General features: G+C 57.1%; 20 protein-coding genes and 2 pseudogenes. 19 read left to right on the top strand and 3 right to left on the bottom strand.

What is annotated here, in order from left to right:
- Position 1 precedes the first annotated feature (1 nt).
- The 9 genes and pseudogenes from OMP40_RS01325 (at position 2) to OMP40_RS01290 (ending at position 8,360) form a co-directional block, all read left to right on the top strand.
- Positions 2 to 1,291: an alpha-L-fucosidase gene (locus OMP40_RS01325; RefSeq protein ID WP_277529187.1), complete on the top strand. Its 1,290-nt coding sequence runs from the start codon at positions 2 to 4 to the stop codon at positions 1,289 to 1,291.
- A gap of 82 nt (positions 1,292 to 1,373) precedes the next feature.
- Entirely contained in the window at positions 1,374 to 2,132 is a 759-nt protein-coding gene (locus OMP40_RS01320) for a sulfite exporter TauE/SafE family protein (RefSeq protein ID WP_277528526.1), read from the top strand.
- A gap of 211 nt (positions 2,133 to 2,343) precedes the next feature.
- On the top strand, positions 2,344 to 2,868 hold the full coding sequence (locus OMP40_RS01315) for an SGNH/GDSL hydrolase family protein (RefSeq protein WP_277529185.1): 525 nt from the start codon (positions 2,344 to 2,346) through the stop codon (positions 2,866 to 2,868).
- Positions 2,869 to 3,143: 275 nt separating this feature from the next.
- Positions 3,144 to 3,287: a LacI family DNA-binding transcriptional regulator gene (locus OMP40_RS41030; RefSeq protein WP_420871867.1), complete on the top strand. Its 144-nt coding sequence runs from the start codon at positions 3,144 to 3,146 to the stop codon at positions 3,285 to 3,287.
- Positions 3,223 to 4,173, top strand: coding sequence for a LacI family DNA-binding transcriptional regulator (locus tag OMP40_RS01310; protein ID WP_277528524.1), 951 nt, complete (start codon positions 3,223 to 3,225; stop codon positions 4,171 to 4,173). Before OMP40_RS41030 ends, OMP40_RS01310 begins: the two co-directional genes overlap by 65 nt.
- Before the next feature lie 121 nt (positions 4,174 to 4,294).
- Positions 4,295 to 5,347, top strand: a pseudogene (gene iolC, locus OMP40_RS01305) (5-dehydro-2-deoxygluconokinase).
- Positions 5,348 to 5,371: 24 nt separating this feature from the next.
- On the top strand, positions 5,372 to 6,799 hold the full coding sequence (locus OMP40_RS01300; protein ID WP_420871883.1) for a CoA-acylating methylmalonate-semialdehyde dehydrogenase: 1,428 nt from the start codon (positions 5,372 to 5,374) through the stop codon (positions 6,797 to 6,799).
- An 11-nt stretch (positions 6,800 to 6,810) separates the two neighbouring features.
- On the top strand, positions 6,811 to 7,605 hold the full coding sequence (locus OMP40_RS01295; RefSeq protein ID WP_338130988.1) for an SDR family NAD(P)-dependent oxidoreductase: 795 nt from the start codon (positions 6,811 to 6,813) through the stop codon (positions 7,603 to 7,605).
- Positions 7,590 to 8,360: an SDR family NAD(P)-dependent oxidoreductase gene (locus OMP40_RS01290; RefSeq protein WP_277528520.1), complete on the top strand. Its 771-nt coding sequence runs from the start codon at positions 7,590 to 7,592 to the stop codon at positions 8,358 to 8,360. Before OMP40_RS01295 ends, OMP40_RS01290 begins: the two co-directional genes overlap by 16 nt.
- Before the next feature lie 180 nt (positions 8,361 to 8,540).
- Here OMP40_RS01290 and OMP40_RS01285 read toward each other — a convergent pair whose 3' ends face one another.
- From OMP40_RS01285 to OMP40_RS01275, 3 genes are all read right to left on the bottom strand, one after another.
- Complete coding sequence (locus tag OMP40_RS01285) at positions 8,541 to 9,092, bottom strand: 3-hydroxyacyl-CoA dehydrogenase family protein (protein WP_277528518.1); 552 nt, start codon at positions 9,090 to 9,092, stop codon at positions 8,541 to 8,543.
- A gap of 4 nt (positions 9,093 to 9,096) precedes the next feature.
- Positions 9,097 to 9,459 (bottom strand): 3-hydroxyacyl-CoA dehydrogenase NAD-binding domain-containing protein, encoded by a 363-nt coding sequence (locus OMP40_RS01280; RefSeq protein ID WP_277528516.1) that lies wholly within the window; start codon positions 9,457 to 9,459, stop codon positions 9,097 to 9,099.
- 273 nt (positions 9,460 to 9,732) lie between these two features.
- Positions 9,733 to 10,590 (bottom strand): helix-turn-helix domain-containing protein, encoded by an 858-nt coding sequence (locus OMP40_RS01275; protein WP_277528515.1) that lies wholly within the window; start codon positions 10,588 to 10,590, stop codon positions 9,733 to 9,735.
- Between the two features lie 201 nt (positions 10,591 to 10,791).
- Here OMP40_RS01275 and OMP40_RS01270 point away from each other — a divergent pair, with 201 nt between their 5' ends.
- The 10 genes and pseudogenes from OMP40_RS01270 to OMP40_RS01225 all read left to right on the top strand — a co-directional run bounded on the left by OMP40_RS01270 (position 10,792) and on the right by OMP40_RS01225 (position 20,087).
- Positions 10,792 to 11,064, top strand: a complete 273-nt coding sequence (locus OMP40_RS01270) for an ATP-binding cassette domain-containing protein (RefSeq protein WP_277528513.1) — start codon at positions 10,792 to 10,794, stop codon at positions 11,062 to 11,064.
- A gap of 1 nt (position 11,065) precedes the next feature.
- The gene (locus tag OMP40_RS01265; RefSeq protein WP_277529183.1) at positions 11,066 to 11,758 is read left to right on the top strand and encodes an ATP-binding cassette domain-containing protein; all 693 of its coding nucleotides are present in this window, start codon (positions 11,066 to 11,068) and stop codon (positions 11,756 to 11,758) included.
- Positions 11,646 to 12,266 carry an ATP-binding cassette domain-containing protein gene (locus OMP40_RS01260; protein ID WP_277528511.1) on the top strand — a complete coding sequence of 207 codons (621 nt, stop codon included), beginning with the start codon at positions 11,646 to 11,648 and terminating at the stop codon, positions 12,264 to 12,266. Before OMP40_RS01265 ends, OMP40_RS01260 begins: the two co-directional genes overlap by 113 nt.
- Positions 12,267 to 12,496: 230 nt before the next feature.
- Positions 12,497 to 13,327: a sugar phosphate isomerase/epimerase family protein gene (locus tag OMP40_RS01255; protein WP_277528509.1), complete on the top strand. Its 831-nt coding sequence runs from the start codon at positions 12,497 to 12,499 to the stop codon at positions 13,325 to 13,327.
- A 21-nt stretch (positions 13,328 to 13,348) separates the two neighbouring features.
- Positions 13,349 to 14,194: a sugar phosphate isomerase/epimerase family protein gene (locus OMP40_RS01250; RefSeq protein WP_277528507.1), complete on the top strand. Its 846-nt coding sequence runs from the start codon at positions 13,349 to 13,351 to the stop codon at positions 14,192 to 14,194.
- Entirely contained in the window at positions 14,191 to 15,672 is a 1,482-nt protein-coding gene (locus OMP40_RS01245) for a sugar ABC transporter ATP-binding protein (protein WP_277528505.1), read from the top strand. The genes OMP40_RS01250 and OMP40_RS01245 overlap by 4 nt, the downstream gene beginning before the upstream one ends.
- Positions 15,656 to 16,690: an ABC transporter permease gene (locus OMP40_RS01240; RefSeq protein ID WP_277528503.1), complete on the top strand. Its 1,035-nt coding sequence runs from the start codon at positions 15,656 to 15,658 to the stop codon at positions 16,688 to 16,690. Before OMP40_RS01245 ends, OMP40_RS01240 begins: the two co-directional genes overlap by 17 nt.
- Positions 16,691 to 16,761: 71 nt before the next feature.
- Positions 16,762 to 17,760, top strand: a complete 999-nt coding sequence (locus OMP40_RS01235) for a sugar ABC transporter substrate-binding protein (protein WP_277528501.1) — start codon at positions 16,762 to 16,764, stop codon at positions 17,758 to 17,760.
- Positions 17,761 to 17,812: 52 nt separating this feature from the next.
- Positions 17,813 to 18,856 carry a Gfo/Idh/MocA family protein gene (locus OMP40_RS01230; protein ID WP_277528500.1) on the top strand — a complete coding sequence of 348 codons (1,044 nt, stop codon included), beginning with the start codon at positions 17,813 to 17,815 and terminating at the stop codon, positions 18,854 to 18,856.
- 72 nt (positions 18,857 to 18,928) lie between these two features.
- Positions 18,929 to 20,087, top strand: a pseudogene (locus OMP40_RS01225) (Gfo/Idh/MocA family protein).
- Positions 20,088 to 20,204: the final 117 nt, after the last annotated feature.

Raw genomic sequence — 20,204 nt, 5'->3', positions numbered from 1 at the left:
AATCCGCCGGAGGTACGAAGGAATGGTACGACAAGCGCAAACTAGCGGTGTTAATCAGGGATTCGGCGATCGAAGATTCGGTTTGTTCATTCACTGGGGGCTCTACGCGATTCCCGGCTGGCATGAACAGATTCAGATGCGGCAACGGATGGAGAAATCGCAATACCAAACGCTGCAAGCGCAGTTCGATCCGCAGCGCTTCGATCCGGACGCGTGGATCGACTTGGCGGAGCAAGCCGGGATGAAGTACATCTGCTTCACGACCAAGCATCATGACGGCTTTTGCTTGTGGGATACGCAATATACGGACTTCAAGATTACGAATACGCCTTACGGGCGAGACACGCTGGCCATGTTAGCGGATGCTTGCGGGCGGAGGGGGATGGGACTTAGCTTATACTATTCGATTCCGGATTGGCATCACCCTAACGGCTACAATCCGCTTAGCTCCCACCAAGTGCCGACCGTACCGGAAGACGAGCCGGACATGGACCGGTATATCGATTTTGTCAAAAATCAGATCGCGGAGCTATGTACGAATTACGGTGAAATCTTCAGCTTTTTCTGGGACATCCCGCCGAGAATTTACTATCCGTCGCTCAATGCCATGATTCGTCGCTTGCAGCCCGGCATCCTGATCAACGACCGGGGCTATGACGAAGGCGACTATTCCACGCCGGAGCGACACGTACCGGCAGGGTGGAAATTCGACAAGCCGACGGAGGCCGTCCAATCGATCGGCAGGCAAAGCTGGGGATATCGGACGAACGAGGACTATTATTCCCTGCAGTTCCTGACGCAGAGCATCGCCAAGATCATGGCGATGGGCGGCAATTACGCGCTTAACGTCGGCCCGAAAGCCGATGGAACGATTCCTGATATAGGCGTTCACATGATCCGGGCAATTGGACAGTGGTATCAGTCGGTTAAAGAGGCGTATGAAGGCGCGGAGCCGATCTCCGCCCTATTCGGAAGAGACGATTTGATGTTCACTCGCAAAGGAAACGCGCTATACGTGCATCTGGTGCCGACACCAGAGAGCTCTGGAATCATTCTGAATCCGGTCACGGTCATGCCCCACAGGGCGATTTTGTTAAATAATGGAGCCTCTGTGATGGCAGCCGTAGAGAAGATGCCCACATTGGCCGACGAGAAGGATTATTTGCATTTATTCGATATTCCGGTAAACGAATTCGTCTCGCAGGTTATTGTCATTAAGCTTGTATTCGATGATCTAAGCGAGATTGTGGGCAGCTTTGAGAGCGTCGGTCAGCTTGAAAATAGATTCTAGCCACTCCAATGCGATCCAAGTAGACGCCCCGATGGAAAAAGTGAGAGGAAAGCGCGGATAAGCAAGGAAGAGGGGAGCGCAATTGCTTGTACAGCTGGTAGGGACGATGTTTGCAGTAGGATTATTATTGGGCTTTGTTGGTGCAGGGGGCTCCGGGTTCATCATTTCGATCCTGACGGTAGTCTTCGGTTTTTCGATCCACACTTCCCTGGGAACTGCGCTTGCCGCCATGTTTTTTTCCTCGGCGGCCGGGGCTTTCAGCCATTATCGCGAAGGAAATATCGTACTTGGCACGGGTATCGTCGTCGGAGGTGCAGGCATGGTTGGTGCCTGGCTTAGCTCGTTTGCTTCAAACGGAATCCCCGGGGAGGATTTGAAGTGGATGACGGCAGCGATGCTGTTTCTGTCAGGGGTTGCGCTCTGGTTTCGCATGCGGCTCGTCTCAAAGCGCAATGACTCGCAACCGGCGAAGGCTAGGCAGCGCCCCGCGGTCTACTGGGCCTCGGCCTGCGGCGTCGGACTTGTCACTGGCGGCTTGTCCGGCTTGTTCGGAATCGGGGCGACGCCATTTATCCAAATCGGTCTCATGACGATCTTGGGCACTTCGATTCGACAAGCGGCCGGAACGTCCATGATCGTCATTATCCCCATCGCTGTCGGCGGCGGCGCGGGTTTCTATCAGCTCGGCCATCTGGACGTGACGCTATTGCTTGAAGTGGCTGTCGGCATTATGCTCGGGTCCTACATCGGGGCGAAATTTACGCGACGCGTGCCGGCGGTCGTTTTGCAGCGTTCGATGGTGCTGCTTCCGATGGTCGGTGCCGCCATACTCGTCATATAAGGCAGCCGCTTTTCAATTATTGAATGAAGGAAGCGTGAAGCAATGGACAACTTGAAGCTTTTGAAGTCGAATCCGGATCGATCATACCGGATCGTCGCTTTCGGTTCCAGCAACACCGAATCGACCTGGTCGAGCAATGGCAGACACAACTGGGTTGAGTGGCTGAATATGAATGTCCGGCATCATATCGGACGACATGTATGCGTGATCAATCAAGGGATCGGAGGGGGAGACGACGGACAATCTGCTCGAAAGAATGGATCGGGATGTCCTTTCTTTTCAACCGTCTGCGGTCATCGTCACGATCGGAGGCAACGATGCCATTCAAAGCCTTCCGCTCGAACGGTATGCCGACAATTTGCGTCGAATCTGTACCCGCAGCCGGCAAGAGGACGCCGAGCCCATCCTGCAAACCTATTATTGTCCGATGTACCATCAGCGGTCGGAAGGTTTCAAAAGCGTGTTCGAAAGCTATATGGAAGTCATCCGGACGATCGCCAGGGAGATGGGCGTTCTTCTTGTCGATCAATACGACCGCTTTGAACCTTTTTATCGCAAGCAGCCAGAGCGATACGCGAAGCTGATGCTCGATTCGATGCATGTGAATCATTTGGGCAATCTAATCATGGGAATGCATATTTCCCGTGCCTTTCAACTTCCCGAACTGCAGCTGCCGCAAGACATCATGCAGGAGACGCTGCATCTGAAGGAACAAATGGATCTTTGCTGCAACTGATCGTTCAACGTGTGGCTAAACGACGATCCGATCGCTCTGGACGCCCATGAACTATTTCGGTTGGGGCGCGATGGAGGCCGGCAAAAACGTACGCGTATCGCAATTGCTCGCGCTTGGAATTATCGGATCATGTCGCTTTTTTTTTACACCGCCGATGGCAATACCGAATGGATTGCCCCTGTCTTTAAAGCATTGTGAAATCGCATAAAACATGCCATAGTTATGATTAGCCAATAACATGCGATCGGCAATAACTTACGGCAGGGAACTCATTCATGACCACGATAAAAGATATTGCGAATCACGCCAAAGTGTCGGTTGCTACCGTCTCCTATGTGTTGAACAATACGCGATATGTTAGCCCGGATAAAAAAGGAACGCATTCTTCAGGCGATCCGCGAGCTGGACTATGTCCCTAATGCGGTAGCCAGGGGACTGCGCGTAAGGCGAAGCCAGACTTTAAGTCTTGTCGTAGCCGACATTACGAATCCCTTTTATCCGGACATCGCCAAGGCTTGCGAAGAGGCGGCCCAAGAAGCGGGTTATTTGGTCAACATTATTAACACCAATGAAGACGGACAACGTCTGGCGGATGCGCTCAGGCTGCTGCGCGAAGGCAAGACGGACGGCATGATTATTACAACCGCGCTGGAAAAGGACAGGACCGTCCTCAAAGAATTAAAAGATTATGCTTTGCCCGTCGTTTTCGCGCATCGAGAGCTTCCGGGGCTGGATATGGACAGCGTGGTATCCGACAATTTTAACGGGGCGGTGGCGGCTACGAACCACCTCCTCGGACTTGGCCATCGCAAAGTCGCGTTTATGGGCGGGGTCGAGGGCTCCGAGATTACCCGTTTGAGAAAAGAAGGCTATTTATTCGCCATGCGCCAATCAGGGCTTGCGATCGAATCGGAATGGCTTATCTCCGGTGAAGCGCGCTATGAGCCCAGCTATCTCGCCACGAAGACATTAATGGAGCTGGATTCGTCCAAGCGGCCGACGGCCATTTTAAATATCAACGATGTAGGAGCGATCGGCGTCATCGATGCTGCCTATGATTTGAAATTGAACGTACCCGACGATTTGGCCGTCGTCGGCTTTGACGATCTTTTTATCGCGAATTCGAGGCTGATTCAGCTGACCACGGTCCGTATTCCCAGATATGAGCTAGGCAAAAGGGCGACACTGATCTTATTGGAGAAATTAAAAACGTCAGCACGCGAAGTCGATGTTAAGCCGACAAACCGAATCGTCTTGCCTGTTGAGCTGATTGTGCGGGGGGACTTGCGGAGGAAGAGGGCGTAAAATGGAAAATTAATGATTTACAAAGCCGTAAGCACGTTTTATAGTGATTATATCTAATCGATTAGATGCATTTTTGATTAAAATCTAATCGATTAGATTACCGAAGAGAGGAGGTTGTAGAGTGGGCATCCTGAACTTCAAGCACGACCGACCTTTGGATCTAATCGGATTAGGCCGGCTGTGCATCGACCTCAATGCGAACGAGATTCATCGGCCGATGGAGCAGACATTGACCTTTACCAAGTATTTGGGCGGTTCTCCTGCGAATATTACCGTGGCTTGCCGCCAGGCTCGGATTAAACGCAGGATTTATCGGCAGAGTGTCGGACGATGCGTTCGGCCGATATATCGCCCAGTACTTGCTGCAAGCTGGCATCGATACAGGGGGGCGTTACGGTCGATCGCGAGGGAGCCGTTACCGGACTGGCATTTACGGAGATCAAGTCTCCAACGGACTGCAGTATTCTCATGTACCGGGATAACGTCGCCGACTTGAAGCTGTCTCCGGCGGATCTTGACGAAGGCTATATGAGCAAGGCTAAAGCGCTTCTCATATCAGGCACGGCGCTGGCTAAAAGTCCTTCAAGGGAAGCGGTGTTCATGGCGTTGGAATACGCGTCCAAGCATGATGTCGTCACATTTTTCGATATCGACTACCGTCCTTATACCTGGGCCTCGAAGCTTGAAGCCGGCATTTATGCCAAGCTGGCAGCCGAGAAATGCGACTGCATCATCGGAGGACGCGAGGAATTCGACTTGCTCGAACTCGCCATGGGCCGCCCCCCTCAAGCAAGACGACGATTGGACGGCAGGCCACTGGCTGAAGCATAAGGCACAGCTGATCGTCGTTAAAAGAGGCGGCGACGGATCCAAAGCTTATGATCGCAGCGGCAACATTTTCCACGGCCGCACCTTTCCCGCCGAGGTCGTCAAAACCTTTGGCGCGGGGGACGCCTTCGCCGGCGCCTTTATATACGGCATCATGCAAGGATGGGAAATTGAAAAAGCCCAGACGTTCGGCGCGGCTTCGGCGTCTATCGTCGTATCCAGCCACAGCTGCTCCGACGCCATGCCCACCGCAAGCCAGATCCAGGAGAAGATCGATCGATGGACATCTAAAAAAGCAGTTCGGGTAACGCAGCGGCCGTATAGAGGGGAAGGAAAATCGATATGACAGTATCTATAACGACGGTACCTAATTTTATTGGGGGGGCAATGGACGGTCTCGGCATCGGAGCTATCGGACCCCGTTCCGAATCCGGCAACCGGAGAAGTCGTGGCTCGCGTCCCCTTGTCCACCAAGGACGAACTGGATCAGGCTGTACGGGCGGCAAGCAAGGCTTTCAAAGAATGGAGCAAGGTCGCCGTTCCCAAGAGAGCGCGGATTCTGTTCAAGTATCAGCAGCTTCTCGTCGACCGTTGGGACGAACTGGCCAAGCTCATCACGCTGGAGAATGGTAAGAGCTATGCCGAAGCTTACGGCGAAGTGCAGCGCGGTATCGAGTGCGTGGAGTTCGCGGCGGGGGTGCCCACCTTGATGATGGGCAATCATCTGCCGGACATCGCCACCAATATCGAATCCGCGATGTATCATTATCCGATCGGCGTGGTCGGTTGCATTACGCCGTTCAATTTTCCGATGATGGTGCCCTGCTGGATGTTCCCGCTGGCTGTCGCTTGCGGCAATACGGTGGTGCTGAAGCCCTCGGAACGAACGCCGCTGCTGGCGAATCGCTTGGCGGAGCTGTTCGGAGAAGCGGGACTGCCGGACGGCGTACTCAATATCGTGCACGGCGCCCATGACGTGGTCAACGGCTTGCTGGAGCATCCGGCCGTAGCCGCCATCTCGTTCGTCGGTTCCCAGCCGGTAGCGGAGTATGTATACAGGACGGCCGCCGCCCATGGAAAAAGAGTCCAGGCACTCGGAGGAGCCAAAAATCATTCTATCGTCATGCCCGATGCGGATATGGAGCTGGCGGTAAAAGAAATCATCGGCGCTGCATTCGGCTCGGCGGGAGAACGCTGCATGGCCTGCGCGGTCGTCGTAGCGGTGGGGAGCATTGCCGACGAGCTTGTGGAGAAGCTGGCGGAGGCGGCACGGAACCTGACTGTCGGCGACGGCAGGGACAAGGGAACGTTTCTCGGACCCGTCATTCGCGAAGCTCACAAAAAACGGACCGTTCAATATATCGAAGAAGGCGTGCGCGAAGGAGCGACGCTCGTCCTGGACGGCAGGGCGCATGCAGCCGGCGGACAGTCAGGGTATTTTCTGGGGCCGACGATTTTCGATCATGCCCGCAAAGGGATGACAATATGGAACGATGAAATATTCGCCCCTGTCCTTCAAGTCGTTCGCGCGGTCACGCTTGAGGAAGCGATCGAGCTGGCCAATGCCTCGGACTTTGCCAACGGCGGATGCATTTATACGTACGATGCCAGATCGATCCGGCAATTCCGCGAGACGATGGATGCGGGAATGCTCGGGGTCAATGTGGGGGTACCGGCGCCCATGGCCTTCTTCCCGTTCTCCGGCTACAAAAAATCGTTCTACGGCGATTTGCATGCCAACGGTAAAGACGGCGTGGCGTTCTATACGCGCAAAAAGATGGTCGTCGCGCGATATTAACGAGGCGGTGGATGCTGATTATGTTTGATTTGACTGGGAAAAAGGCGATCGTCACAGGCGCTAGCCGCGGTTTGGGGTACGGGATGGCCAAGGGTCTGCACGATGCCGGGGCCGAAGTGGCGATTTTGGACATGAGCGACGAGACGACGGAGGCCGCGCTCAAGTTGAGCGAAAGCGGGCCGAAGGCTTTTGCCGTGAGGGGCGACTTATCGGATAGCGAAGATTTGTTGCGCTCGTTCACGGATGCCGTGGAGCTGCTCGGAGGCCGGCTTGACATCTTGATCAACAACGCAGGCATGCACGATCGCCGGTCGTGCCTGGACTTGCCGCTGGAGGCGTGGGATCGGGTATTAGAGCTTAACCTCTCTGCAGTTTTTCAGTTGTGCAAATATGCCGGCGAGGTTATGTTGAAGAGGGGCGGGGGCAAGATCATCAATATGGCGTCCATGCTCAGTTTCATCGGCGGCTTCAACGCGACTGCCTATGCGGCGAGCAAAGGCGGCGTCGCGCAGTTAACCAAGTCGCTGTCGAACGAATGGGCCGGCCAGGGCATTCAGGTGAACGCGATCGCTCCCGGATACATGGACACCAGCATGAATAAGGATCTGCATGAGGATTCGGTACGGTATCCTGCTATTACGGCGAGAATTCCGGCTGGCCGTTGGGGCACGCCGGAGGACCTGTCGGGCATCGCCGTGTTTTTGTCCTCGGAGGCTTCCAACTATATTACGGGGGGCGGTTATACCCGTCGACGGGGGATATTTGGCCCGATAAGAGAGGAGCGTTTGATATGGAAGGAAGACTGAAAGACAAGGTGATTGCCGTCACCGGCGGTACGAAAGGAATCGGCAAAGGGATCGTAGAGATGGCGGTTCGGGAAGGGGCAAAGGTGGCGTTCGGCGGAAGGAGCGCATCCGAAGGCGAAGCGCTGGCTTCGCGCCTGTCGGCCGAATACGGCGATCGAATCTGCTTCGTGCAGGGGGATATCGCGGAAACGGAGGCATGCCGGCTATTCATCGATCGCACGGTCAACCGATTCGGAAGGATAGACGGGCTTGTCAACAATGCCGGCTGGTTTCCCCGGGCGACGCTGCTGGAGACGGACGATGCTTTGTTTGACCAGGTGTTCGACGTGAACATGAAAAGCGCTTTTTTCTGCTCCAGGTTCGCGATCGAACACATGCTGAAATCGGGCGGCGGGTCGATCGTCCATATGGGCTCCACCCACGGGTTCGGGGGCATGGACGACTTGGCTGCCTACGGATGCGCCAAGGGCGCCATGCACACGCTCAGCAAGCATATCGCCAGAAATTATGCGGCGCAAAGAATCCGGTCGAACTGGGTGACGGTGGGCTGGGTGGCTACCGAAGGCGAGGTCGCCAGAGTAGAAAAGGACGGAAGCAGCGCACAGGACCTTGAAGCCCTTGGAAAGTCCGAAGTGCCGAGCGGCCGGCTTCAAACCGTGGAAGATATGGCCTACGGCGTCATCTATTTGCTGGCGGACGAGTCTTCGCAAGTCACGGGGACGGATCTTCATATTACCGGCGGATTTAATATTTAATACGCCGTGAGAAGGCGGCAACAGCAAGGGATCTTAGCCCGCTTCGACTTGCGCAGGGGCGATCCCCGCACGGCGATCGCTTCTGCTATGAAGATGGCTTCCTGCGCGATGGCCGCAATTTCCTTGAACATCCCATTGAAATTACCGACCGGTGTCCGGACCGCGCTTGCAAATACCGCGTTATTCGGAGTCGCGAGGAAGATCACTCCGTATTTTCGCTTTTAAAGCGGCCAGCTTTTGCAGATTGCTTTGCAGTTCCGCAGCTGTTCCAACAGGATCCTCGTAGCTATAGTAACCTTTACCGCTTTTGATGCCGAGATGGTCTTCCGCGGTTCTCGTCAAAATGGATTCCGGTTCAACCGTGCTCACGCTGAGCTTGGGGAAGAGATGTCCGGTTACCTTGGACCAAATATCGAGCCCGCCCAAATCCGCAATCTCGAACGGTCCCTTGAACGCCCAACGCATGCCGAGCCCTTCTTTGACGGCCGTATCGATCTGTTCGATGTCGGCCACTCCGTTCTCCAGCAGGTAGCATGCTTCCCTCATCAATGCCGCTTGCAAGCGATTGGCTATAAATCCGGGAATGTCCCTGTTCAGTATGACCGGGGCCTTTCCGCATGCGCGCATCAGCGCAACGATTGCCTCCATGTCCGCAGGCGATGTCGCGGGCGATCCCAAGATCTCGACCAGGGGAATAAGATGCGCCGGGTTGAAAAAATGGGCGATAACCATCCTGTTAGCGAACGGCTTGCCCCTCTGCAAGCGTTTCGAGAGCGAAGGTGGAGGTGTTGGAAGCAACGATTGTTCGTTCCTTAATGAGCCGCGCCAATCGACCGTACACGTCCCGTTTGATCGTGAGCTGTTCAGGAACGGCTTCCACGATCAGGTCGGAGTCTGCAACCGCTTTCTCGAGTTCGCTGAATAAGAGGACTTCGCAATGTTCATCGGCTCTCTCCATGGAGAGCAGCTTCTCCCTTATGGAAGGCAGCAAGGCATCATTAGGTTCATAAAGGGATACGGCGAAGCCGTGGTTGGCGAACAGATGGGCGATCCCAATCCCCATTGTGCCGGCTCCTAGGACAGCGATGTTCTTGATCATGATAGGCCTCCTCATCGAACGCCATGACAGTATGATGCAGGTCATATACGCTTATTTTACAACCGATATTTATATAGGTGAAATACATATATAGAATAAAATATATGCATTTTATCTATATAAGAGTGAGCAAAATGGCGCGAGAGATTTGGGCGTGGTCGTGCCGCCGGTTGACGAGAGGTTGTTCGAGATCGTGCCGGTTGTAGAAAGGCATTTGAATCTGGTTGTTCCCCTGTCGCAGACAGGTATTCGGAAGGGCTGGAGGTTAGACATTTAATAGGGCAGGCGGGCTGCCACGCCCCCCCGTCTCAGCTCTTCTTGCGATACTTCCCCCGGCGGCATCCCCGTTATTTTCTTGAACATCAGATTGAAATAAATGGCGTTCGGATAACCGATCCTGGAAGCGATTTCACGTATGGTCAAACTGGAGTGCTGAAGCAGCCGCTTGGCTTCCTCGATCCGGCAATGGATCAAGTACTGGATCGGGGAGACGCCCATTTCGTCCTTATAAAGATGGGCCAGGTGATAAGGGCTTACAAACACCAGGTTGGCTAAATCGCTAAGCGTCAGGTCGCGGTTAAAATTTTCCTCGATATACGCTTTGACCGTCATCGCGGTCGTGGGAGCCGTCTGCCGCTCGGCATGGTACAGCTTGCGCAGCAGAATGACGAAGGCGGCCTGCATCAGCAACTGAATAAGGTCGCTGGAGCCGTACGTCGGGCTCTTGGCTTCGGCGTCGATATCCGTAAAATAGCGGTTGACTGAACTGAAATCGTGGCCGAGATTCACAACCGGCACCGCCTCCGGCGGCATGACGCAGCCTTCGGGCAAGCCTGATAAGGAGACGCTGGCGCAGGACATGACGATGCCCGTCAACGGAGCTTGGGCGGAGGAGACAAGTTCATAGGTTTTGCCGGGAGCCGGCGCCAGCACATCGCCTGCGGATAGAGAGATGATCATGTCGTCGATCAGACATTCGCCGCGTCCTTCTTGAACGAGAAACAGATCTGTACGGTCGCCTATGCCGAGAGGGTTGCTCCACGAAGGCTCGCCGGCGAGGGAGAACGACTGGACGAAGGAGGGATTGCGGACGATATCGGGAATTTCCCCCTGCGAACATACGGTCGGCATCCTCCTCCAGCGAACAGCGATCGAACTGAATCGTACGCTTGCGATTATTGTACATATTAAAGTTGCGCGTTTCCGAATTCAAGGATTCCCGATAAGGTTCGCAATAATTTATAATCAATGGACAACAATCGTTATTTTACATCATGCCTGTCTTGTATAAACTGAAGTGTATCTTCTGTCCCGCCGAAGCGAGGTGCTTCCGTGCTTTTATTACTCAAAAATGTGACGAAAACATTCTACGGCGTCAAGGTGCTGGACGACATCCGCTTTGAGCTGAAAGCCGGCGAGGTCCACGCGCTGATCGGCGAGAACGGGGCGGGGAAGTCCACGCTGGCCCATCTGATCGCGGGTGTCCACCAGCCGGACTCCGGCACAATTATGCTGGAGGACCGCGAGGTGTCGATCGGATCGCCTTATTATGCGAAAAAAACTGGGCATCGCAATCGTGCACCAGGAACCTCTGCTATTGCCTGACATGACCGTGGCGGAAAATTTGTTTTTGTCTTGCCAAGCCGATATGATGGGCATCTTCACGAACAACCGCAGGCGAAGGAGAGAGGCCAAGCAGCTGCTTCGCTCGTTAGGCAGCAGCCTCCATCCCGATACGCTTGTCCGTTATTTGTCCGCCAGCGACAGGTACTTGGTGGCGATCGCGCAGGCCATCTCGCGCAAGCCGAAAATATTGATTATGGACGAGCCCAGCGATTATTTGCCCCACCAGGACCGAGTACGCCTCTTTGATCTGGTGCGGGATTGCAGATCGCAGGGCATCGGCATCGTTTATATTACCCATCGCCTGAAGGAAATCGCGAATCTGTGCGATCGAATCACCATCCTGCGCGACGGCAAGCATGTGATCACGCGCAGCGTGGAAGGACTGTCCGAGAAACAGACGGCCGCGCTTATGCTCGGGCGGGAGATCGGCAATCTGTTCCCCCCCGATCCGCGAGCAGTTCGGCAAGGAACTGCTGCGCGTCGAGAAGCTGACCAGGTGGCCGGAGCTGCAGGATATCACCTTCGCGTTGCGCCAGGGCGAGATCGTTGGCGTAGCGGGGATGGCGGGAGCCGGGAGGACGGAGCTCGCCGACACGTTGTTCGGCCAAATGCGCATGGACCATGGCGCGATATACCGCGACGAGAAGCGGATCGAAGTCGGCGATCCCCATGATGCCGTGAAGCAGAATCTTGGTTACGTTCGCGAGAACCGCATCGATTCTGGACTGCTGATGAATATGAGCGTGACGGAAAACCTGTCGATCTCCAGCCTCGACAAGATCAACCGCTACAAGTTCCTGCACAGGGGAGAGGAGCGGGAGCTTGCGCTTGACAAGATCGTCGGGCTGGATATCAAGCTGAACCATTTGAATCAGCAGGTGAAGTACTTGAGCGGCGGCAACCAGCAGAAGGTCATGCTCGGCAGATGGCTCGCCGCGGACAGTGAAGTCTACCTGCTCGACGAGCCGACGCAGGGAATCGATGTCGGCGCCAAAGCGGAGCTGTACGTTCAAATACACAACCTGGCGCGCCAGGGCAAAGGGATCCTGCTGATCTCGTCGGACATTCAGGAGCTGGTCGGCTTGTGCAACCGGATTCTGGTCATGCGGGACGGCAAAATCATAAAGGACTGCAAGAGCAGCGAGACGAGCGAGGAGAAAATCGCTGCGCTGATCTCCTGATCGTGAACCGAAGTCTGTCCGCTCAGTCGCGCGGACGGGCTTTTTTTTTTCTAATTACATGATTTTGCGGAATGAAAGCGCAATTATTTATAATCGAATCTCAATTTTGCTGAATTGTTTTGTAACCGGTTGCTGAGTAGTATGGAGTCAAGGCAAAGCCGGCCCGTCGATTCCGGAGCGACGCCGCCGTCCGACAGCCCTCAAATTCACGATCCCGGGAGGAACCTTAAATGTTCAAGTATAGCTTTGACGCGCTCGTCTATCACGGTGAATCCATCGGCGCAAGCGTGCAGCGTTTGTCCAAGTTCGGCTACGATGCCATCGAACTGGTCGGCGAGCCTGCGCTCTACGACACGAAGGAAGTTCGCCAAGTTGTAAGCGATCACAGCATGGCTGTCTCCTCGATATGCTCGATCTACAACGCGGAGCGGGACCTTGCTCATCCAGACCCGGCCAAACGCAAGAAGGCCGTGGAGTACGTCAAACGCATCGCGGATATGTCCGCCGAGGTGGGGGCTCCGGTCATGATCGTCGCGCCGGCCGCGAACATGCGGATCAAGGAGCTGAGCGCCGCGTCGGACGAGTGGAAATGGGCGGTCGAAGGCATTCGCGAGGGCGGAGAATACGCCGCTTCGCTGAACGTCAATCTCTGCATCGAAGCATGGAACCGTTACGAGACGTACATGCTTAACCGACTGGACCAATGCGTCGCGATGATGAAGGATGTCGATCTGACGAACGTTGGCATTATGGGCGACACCTTCCATATGAACATCGAGGAGACGAACAACGCGGACGCCATTCGCGCCAGCGGCAGCGCGCTTATCCATATTCACCTGGCGGACAGCAACCGCGCGGCGCCGGGCATCGGCCATACGGACTTCCGTCCCGTATTGCAGGCGCTGAAGGATATCGATTATCAAGGCTATCTGACCTTCGAGATTCTCCCGGCGGCGGCCGACCCGTTCGGGGTTATGCAAAAGGGCGGAGGCAAGGAATTTTTCGACGAATATACGCAGCAATCGATCGCGTTCATCAAAGAAATCGAAAAATCGCTCTAAACCGCAGGAGGAGGAGATCGCATGAAATTCGGCGCAAGCACATTCATCTGGGCATCGCCCTTCTCTCCCGCTACGTTCCATCTGGCGGACAAGGTCAAGGAAATGGGATTCGACGTCCTGGAGATCTGTATCGAGGACCCTGCCACCATTCCGGCGGAGCAGACGCGGGAATACTTGGACAAGCAGGGCGTAGAAGCGCTCGTATGCGGCGCGTTCGGTCCGAATCGGGATATCAGCTCCGAGGATGCCGGCATTCGTGCGGAAGGGCTTGCCTACATCAAGACCTGCGTCGATTTTGCCGTTAAGCTCGGTTCGCCGCTCGTCTCCGGTCCGATGTATTCGGCAACGGGCAAGACGCGGTTGCTGAGTCCGGACGAGAAAAAGCAGCAGTGGGCATGGACGGTCGAGCATCTGAAGATCGCGGCCGATTATGCGGGGCAGCGAGGCGTCAGGCTGGCGATCGAGCCGCTTAACCGCTACGAGACGGATCTGATCAACACGGTCGAGCAGGGGCTGGAGCTGCTGGAAAAGGTGGGTCAATCGAACCTCGGCTTTTTGCTGGACACGTTCCACATGAATTTGGAGGAGAAAAATATTGCCGACGCGATCCGGCTGGCCGGCAAGCATATTTTTAACTTCCACACCTGCGAAAACGACCGCGCCATCCCGGGCACCGGTCACATCCCGTGGGAGCAAACGGCCGAGGCGCTGCGGGACGTGAACTATGACGGCTACATTGTGATCGAAGCGTTCACGACCGAGATCAAGGAGATCGCCAGAGCCGTATCCCAATGGCGGCAGCTGGCGCCGACCCAGGACGCGATCGCCGCGGAGGGCATCGCGTTTCTGAAAAAGGTATTCGCATGATCGAATCGCTGGAAGTCCGCAACGTCGTCAAGCGCTTCTCCGGCGTCACCGCCCTGAAGAACATGCATTTCAAACTGCGCGGCGGTTCGGTTCACTGTCTGGTCGGCGAGAACGGGGCGGGCAAGTCCACTTTGATCAAGATTCTCGCCGGGCACTACATGCCGGACGAAGGCGAGATCGCGCTCGACGGGCAGCCGCTGCGGATCGCCAATCCGCGCGAATCGCAGCGGCTCGGCATCTCGATCATTCATCAGGAGCTGCTGCTCGTGCCGGAGCTGTCCGTCGCCGAGAACATATCGCTCGGCCGGCTGCCGAAGGCCGGCGCCGGACTGATCGACTGGAAGAGCGCGCAGCAAAGGGCGGCAAGTGCGCTTGCCCTGCTGAACGCCGCCATCGATCCCCAATCGAAGGTGGCCGAGCTGTCGACGGGGGAGCAGCAGCTCGTCGAGATCGCGCGTTCCCTGTCCGTCGACACGAAGATATTGATTCTCGACGAGCCGACGGCTTCGCTGTCCGAGTCCGAGACGTCGAGGCTGCTCAGCATCATCAAGGATCTGAAAAAACGCGGTCTCGCTATATTGTACGTGTCCCACCGGATGGAGGAGGTATTCGATCTGGCCGACGATATCACGGTCATCCGCGACGGAGCGGTGGTACAATCGGCATCGAAGGAAGAGATGAACCCGGACAAGGTCGTCCGCCTCATGGTGGGACGGGATGTCTCGCTGGAGCGCAAAAACAAAGGCGTTCACGGCCGCAAAGTGCTCGAGGTCAGGGGATTGGGACGCTCCGGGGCGCTCCGGAACGTGAACTTCCAGCTCCACGAAGGCGAGATCGTCGGCTTTGCCGGCCTCGTCGGCTCCGGAAGGACGGAGATCGCGCGCTGTCTGTTCGGCGTCGACCGGATCGACGAGGGAGAGATCATTTTGCAAAACGAGACCGTACGGATTCGCGATCCGCTGGACGCCATCCGCAAAGGGATCGGACTGGTGCCCGAGGACCGGAAAAATCAGGGTCTCGTCCTTCAGGGAAGCGTGAAGAACAATGCAACGCTGTCGGTGCTCGGCCGGCTGCAGCGGTTCGGCTGGATCAAGGGAAGGCAGGAGACGGATCTGGTACAAAGCTACAAGGAGCAGCTGCGGATCAAGACCCCTTCGATCGACACGCCTGTCTCTTCGCTAAGCGGCGGCAATCAGCAGAAGGTCGTGCTGGCCAGATGGCTGGCCGTCCAGCCCAAGATCCTGATTCTGGACGAGCCGACGCGCGGCGTCGACGTCGGCGCGAGGGCGGAGATCCAGTCGCTGATCGAAGAGCTGGTGCGTCAGGGCCTCGCGATTATTCTGATCTCGTCCGACCTGCTTGAGCTGCTGTCCATGAGCGACCGTATCGTCGTCGTACGGGACGGCAGCACCGTAGCCGAATTGGCCGGACCGGACGCAACTAAAGAAGAGGTGCTTAAGTATGCAACGGGTTCATGAACAAGAGGCGGGAGCCGGATCCGCCCGTGCCGGTCAGAGGAACGGCAAATCGAAAATCAGTCAGAAAAGCCTCGGCCGCTATATGGGAAGTCTGGGACTGTTCCTCGTCATTCTCGTTTTCGGCATCGTGCTGAGCATCCTGTCGCCTGTCTTCCTGTCGACGACCAACATCGTGAATCTCCTCATTCAATCGACGATCCTCGCCGCGCTCGCCATCGGCTCGACCTTCGTCATTATGACGGGCGGCATCGATCTGTCCGTCGGCTCCGTACTGGCGGTCTCCTCCGCGGTCGGGCTCGGGCTCATCGAGCATCACGGCATGCCGGTCATCGTCGGGGTGCTGGTCAGCCTGATCATCGGTATCGCGTTCGGTATTTTTAACGGCTTTATCATCACCCGGTTTCAGGTGCCGGCCCTGATCGTCACGCTGGCATCCATGGGGATCGGCCGGGGCATCATTTTAATCTACACGAACGGCGCGAATATCTCTCCGGTCCCGGACAGCTACGTCTATCTGGCCAACGGACGGATATTGGGCATTCCCGTCATCCTGCTCCTCGTCGGACTGCTTGCCGTCATCGCTCATATTATTTTGTCGAACACGGTCTACGGCCGCTCGGTCTATGCCAGCGGCGGCAATGAGCTGGCCGCCCGGCTGGCCGGCATCCGCACCAAGCGGGTCATCACGATGACCTACGTTCTGTCGGGACTGATGGCCGCCGTCGCGGGTATTCTGCTCTCGGCGCGTCTCGAATCGGCCGGTCCGACCGCAGGCAACGGCATCGAGCTGACCGTCATCGCGGCGGTCGTCATCGGAGGCACGAGCTTGTTCGGCGGACAGGGCAACATCCTTGGCACGCTGCTCGGGGTGCTGCTCATCTCCCTCGTATCGAATGCGGTCAACCTGCTCGGCGTTCCGCCGGCCTGGGATCAGCTTGTCAAAGGCGTCGTCATCCTCGTGGCCGCGCTGCTGGACGTGTACCGACGCAAGTATTCCAAGGCGGGCTTATCCAAATAAGCCCGTCCCCTATGCCAAGAGAGGAGCTTTTCCTATGAAAAAAATCGTTAGCCAGCGCATTATCGATCACATTGCTCGCAGTCGTCTTATCCGCATGCGGTTCATCCGGCAACTCCGCCGGCAGCGCCGACAATTCCGCAAGCGCTTCCGCATCATCCTCCGGCAGCGCGCAACCCGCAGCCGGCGGCGGCAAGAAAAAGATCGCCGTGCTCCTCTACAGCCGCGGCTTCGAATTCATGGTCGCGCTGGATCAGGGCATTCAGCAGAAGGCGGCGGAGCTGGGCGTAGAGGTGACGGTGTTGGACGGACAGTCCAACAGCCAGACGCAGATCGGCCAGATTGAAGACAACATCGCGAAGAAGGTCGACGCTATCGTCCTCGCTCCGAACAACTCCGACGAGCTCGTTCCGGGCGTTAAAAAAGCGAATCAAGCCGGTATCCCGGTCGTCACCGTTGACAGCGTCGTCTCCCAAGGCGCTGACGTCGTCAGCAGCGTCACCTTCGACAACAAGAACGCCGGCAAAATGGCGGCGGAGTATATCATCAAGCAGCTGCAAAAGGGAACGGTGCTGGAAAACACCGGCGCGCAAGGCGCCTACCATGCCGTGCTCCGCGGCGGCGGCTTCAACGAAGGCATGAAGGCGTCCCCCGACTTCAAGGTCATCTCTAAAAACGCCGACTGGCAGGCGGAAAACGCCCAGAACATCACCGCCGATTCCGTCACGGCCAATCCCGGCATCAACGCGATTTTTTCCCATAACGACGATATGATCCGTGGCATTCTCGGCGGACTGCGCCAGATCGGCAAGCTTAAAAACGTAGGCGAAGCCGGGCATATCATGATCGTCGGCACGGACGGCACCCCGGAAGCGCTCGACCGTATCCGCAAGGGCCAGCAGGATGCCACGGTCCAGCAGGATCCGTTCGAGATGGGCGCCGCGGCCGTCCAAGCGGCCGTCGACAAGATCGACGGCAAGGAAGTGACCAAAGAGCAGTATATGCCGGCGACGCTGGTGACGAAGGACAACGTCGACGATCCGAACCTGTGGGGCAACAAGTTCAAGAAATAAACGGGCGGACGGACCGCAACGACTTGGATAGGCATAAAGGAGAGAAAACCGTATGAAACGGAAAATGATTCAAATCGGCATCGGCGGATGGGGCTGGAGCTGGCAGCAGGTCGTCGTGGACTCCCACGTATGGGAGTTGGCCGCCATCGTCGATCTGAATGCAGAGCTGCTGGACAAAGCGGCTGCGCAGTTCGGACTGGACCGGGAGAAGCAATGTTTCTCCTCGTTGGGCGAGGCGCTCGCCGTCGTCCATGCAGATGCGGCGCTCGTCATCGTGCCGCCTCAGTTCCACGCTTCCGTCGCGATCGAAGCGATGGAGCGAGGGCTCGATTGCATCGTCGAGAAGCCGCTCGCGCACACGATTCAGGATGCGCGGCGCATCGTCGAGGCGGCCGATCGGCTCGGCCGCAAGCTGATGGTAGGGCAGAACTATCGGTTCAAGCGCGCCCCGCAGACCGTCAAGTCCCTGCTCGGCCGCGATCTGATCGGCGAGATCGGCAGCGTTTACATTCAATTTCAGAAGGACCCCGCGTTCACGGGCTTTCGCACAGAGATGGAGGAGCCGCTCATCACCGACATGGCGATCCATCACTTCGATCAGATCCGCGGCATTCTGGGCCTGGAGCCGGTCAAGATCACGGCGGTCAGCTGGAATCCGCGCTGGAGCAGGTTCGCAGGCAATGCGGCGGCCACCGTGCTGTTCGAGATGTCGAACGGCGCACGCGTCTCCTATACCGGCAGTTGGGTATCGCGGGGCTGGGAGACGACCTGGGACGGCGATTGGCGCATCCAGGGAGACGGCGGGGAGATCCATTGGGCGGACAACGAAGTGACGGTTAAGCCTCATGACCTGTTCAAGACCGTATTCCAGGAGGGGGCGGTGGAGAAAAGGGGCGCGCTCCAAGCGGACCTGCTCCGTCTTCCTGCCGAGGAACGGCAGGCGACGCTGCTGGAGTTCTCGCTGGCGATCGACGAGAATCGCGCGCCGGAGACGTCCGGAGCGGACAATATCCAGAGCATGGCGATGGTCATCGGGGCGGTGCGTTCGGCGGAGCTCGGGCGCCCGGTCACGATCGACGAGATTATGAACGGATAGGAAGGCGAGATATCGGAGAAGCCGGGCCTGACATATGAAAAGGCGGAGGGGAACGGAATGGACTACGGCAAAATGGGCGTCGGCGTGATCGGCACGGGATTTTCGGCCGACTTCCATATTCAGGCACTGCTGCGGCTGCCGGGAGTGAAGGTCGTCGCGGTCGCGGGCAGCAGCGAGGTCAAGGCTCGGACCTTGGCCGACAAATACGGCATCCCGGCCGCCTACGGAAGCTATGGCGATCTGATCGCGGACGAGGCGGTGGAGGCCGTCCACAACTGCACGCCGAACGTGCTTCACTTTGCCGTCAACCGGGACGTACTTCTGGCCGGGAAGCATCTGTTGTCCGAGAAGCCGCTGGCGATGAACAGCGCACAATCGGCGGAGCTGGCGCGGCTGGCGGAGAACGGCAAGGGCGTGAGCGGCGTCTGCTTCAATTACAGGCACTTCCCGATGGTCGTGCAGGCCCGCTCCATGCTGCGCAGCGGGGGAGATCGGCAAGGCGCATCTGGTCCACGGCGGCTACTTCCAGGACTGGCTGCTCTACGATACCGACTACAGCTGGAGGCTGGAGCCCGGCGTGAACGGCGAATCCCGCGCGATCGCGGACATCGGCTCCCATTGGTGCGACACCGTTCAGTTCGTGTTGAACAGCCGGATCTCGGAGGTGTTCGCCGAACTGAGTACGGTGCATCCCGTGCGGTACAAGCCGAAGCTGGCTGCGGCGACGTTCGGACAAGCGGACGCCGGCGATCGCGAGGCGTTCGAAGTCGCGACGGAGGATGCGGGCTCCGTACTGCTCCGCTTCGAGGATGGGACCCGCGGCGTGTTCACCGTCTCCCAGGTCAGCGCGGGCCGCAAAAACCGGCTGCTCTTCGAGATTTCGGCGGCCGAATCCTCCTTGTGCTGGGATCAGGAGAATCCGAACCGGCTCTGGGAAGGCAAGCGCAGCGAGCCCAACCGCGAGCGAATGCGCGATCCCGGCTTGCTGTCTCCGGAAGCCGCCCGGCTGGCGCACTTCCCCGGCGGGCACGAGGAAGGCTGGCCGGATGCGCTGCGCAATCTGATGGCCGACTTCTACCGGGAGGCGATGAGCAAGCGGGAAGCCGGCGAGGCCTACCGTCCCGGACCTGCGTCGTTCGCGACGCTGGCCGACGGACATGGCATCATGAAGCTGATCGACGCCATTCTGCAAAGCCGCCGGTCAGGAGCTTGGGTACGGGTGGCCGATTAAATGCAAGCCGGGATCGACTTCCGATGCGGACGTCGATCCCGGCTTTGTGGCGATTCGGCGTTGAACTTGCAGGCAGCAAGGCTTATGCTAGAAACATCTTGTTTACCCTGCCGCAAA

Source organism: Cohnella rhizosphaerae, from assembly GCF_029525575.1.
GTDB classification, from domain to species: domain Bacteria; phylum Bacillota; class Bacilli; order Paenibacillales; family Paenibacillaceae; genus Cohnella; species Cohnella rhizosphaerae.
This window is presented reverse-complemented; position numbering and strand designations above follow the sequence as displayed.

Bases quoted from the DNA above. Each gene is read 5' to 3' on its own strand.
- OMP40_RS41030 (WP_420871867.1), top strand. From the start codon at position 3,144: ATGACCACGATAAAAGATATTGCGAATCACGCCAAAGTGTCGGTTGCT.
- OMP40_RS01310 (WP_277528524.1), top strand. From the start codon at position 3,223: ATGTTAGCCCGGATAAAAAAGGAACGCATTCTTCAGGCGATCCGCGAG.
- OMP40_RS01295 (WP_338130988.1), top strand. From the start codon at position 6,811: ATGCTGATTATGTTTGATTTGACTGGGAAAAAGGCGATCGTCACAGGC.
- OMP40_RS01290 (WP_277528520.1), top strand. From the start codon at position 7,590: ATGGAAGGAAGACTGAAAGACAAGGTGATTGCCGTCACCGGCGGTACG.
- OMP40_RS01285 (WP_277528518.1), bottom strand. From the start codon at position 9,092: ATGGTTATCGCCCATTTTTTCAACCCGGCGCATCTTATTCCCCTGGTC.
- OMP40_RS01280 (WP_277528516.1), bottom strand. From the start codon at position 9,459: ATGATCAAGAACATCGCTGTCCTAGGAGCCGGCACAATGGGGATTGGG.
- OMP40_RS01275 (WP_277528515.1), bottom strand. From the start codon at position 10,590: ATGCCGACCGTATGTTCGCAGGGGGAAATTCCCGATATCGTCCGCAAT.
- OMP40_RS01265 (WP_277529183.1), top strand. From the start codon at position 11,066: ATGACCGTGGCGGAAAATTTGTTTTTGTCTTGCCAAGCCGATATGATG.
- OMP40_RS01260 (WP_277528511.1), top strand. From the start codon at position 11,646: ATGGCGGGAGCCGGGAGGACGGAGCTCGCCGACACGTTGTTCGGCCAA.
- OMP40_RS01255 (WP_277528509.1), top strand. From the start codon at position 12,497: ATGTTCAAGTATAGCTTTGACGCGCTCGTCTATCACGGTGAATCCATC.
- OMP40_RS01250 (WP_277528507.1), top strand. From the start codon at position 13,349: ATGAAATTCGGCGCAAGCACATTCATCTGGGCATCGCCCTTCTCTCCC.
- OMP40_RS01245 (WP_277528505.1), top strand. From the start codon at position 14,191: ATGATCGAATCGCTGGAAGTCCGCAACGTCGTCAAGCGCTTCTCCGGC.
- OMP40_RS01240 (WP_277528503.1), top strand. From the start codon at position 15,656: ATGCAACGGGTTCATGAACAAGAGGCGGGAGCCGGATCCGCCCGTGCC.
- OMP40_RS01230 (WP_277528500.1), top strand. From the start codon at position 17,813: ATGAAACGGAAAATGATTCAAATCGGCATCGGCGGATGGGGCTGGAGC.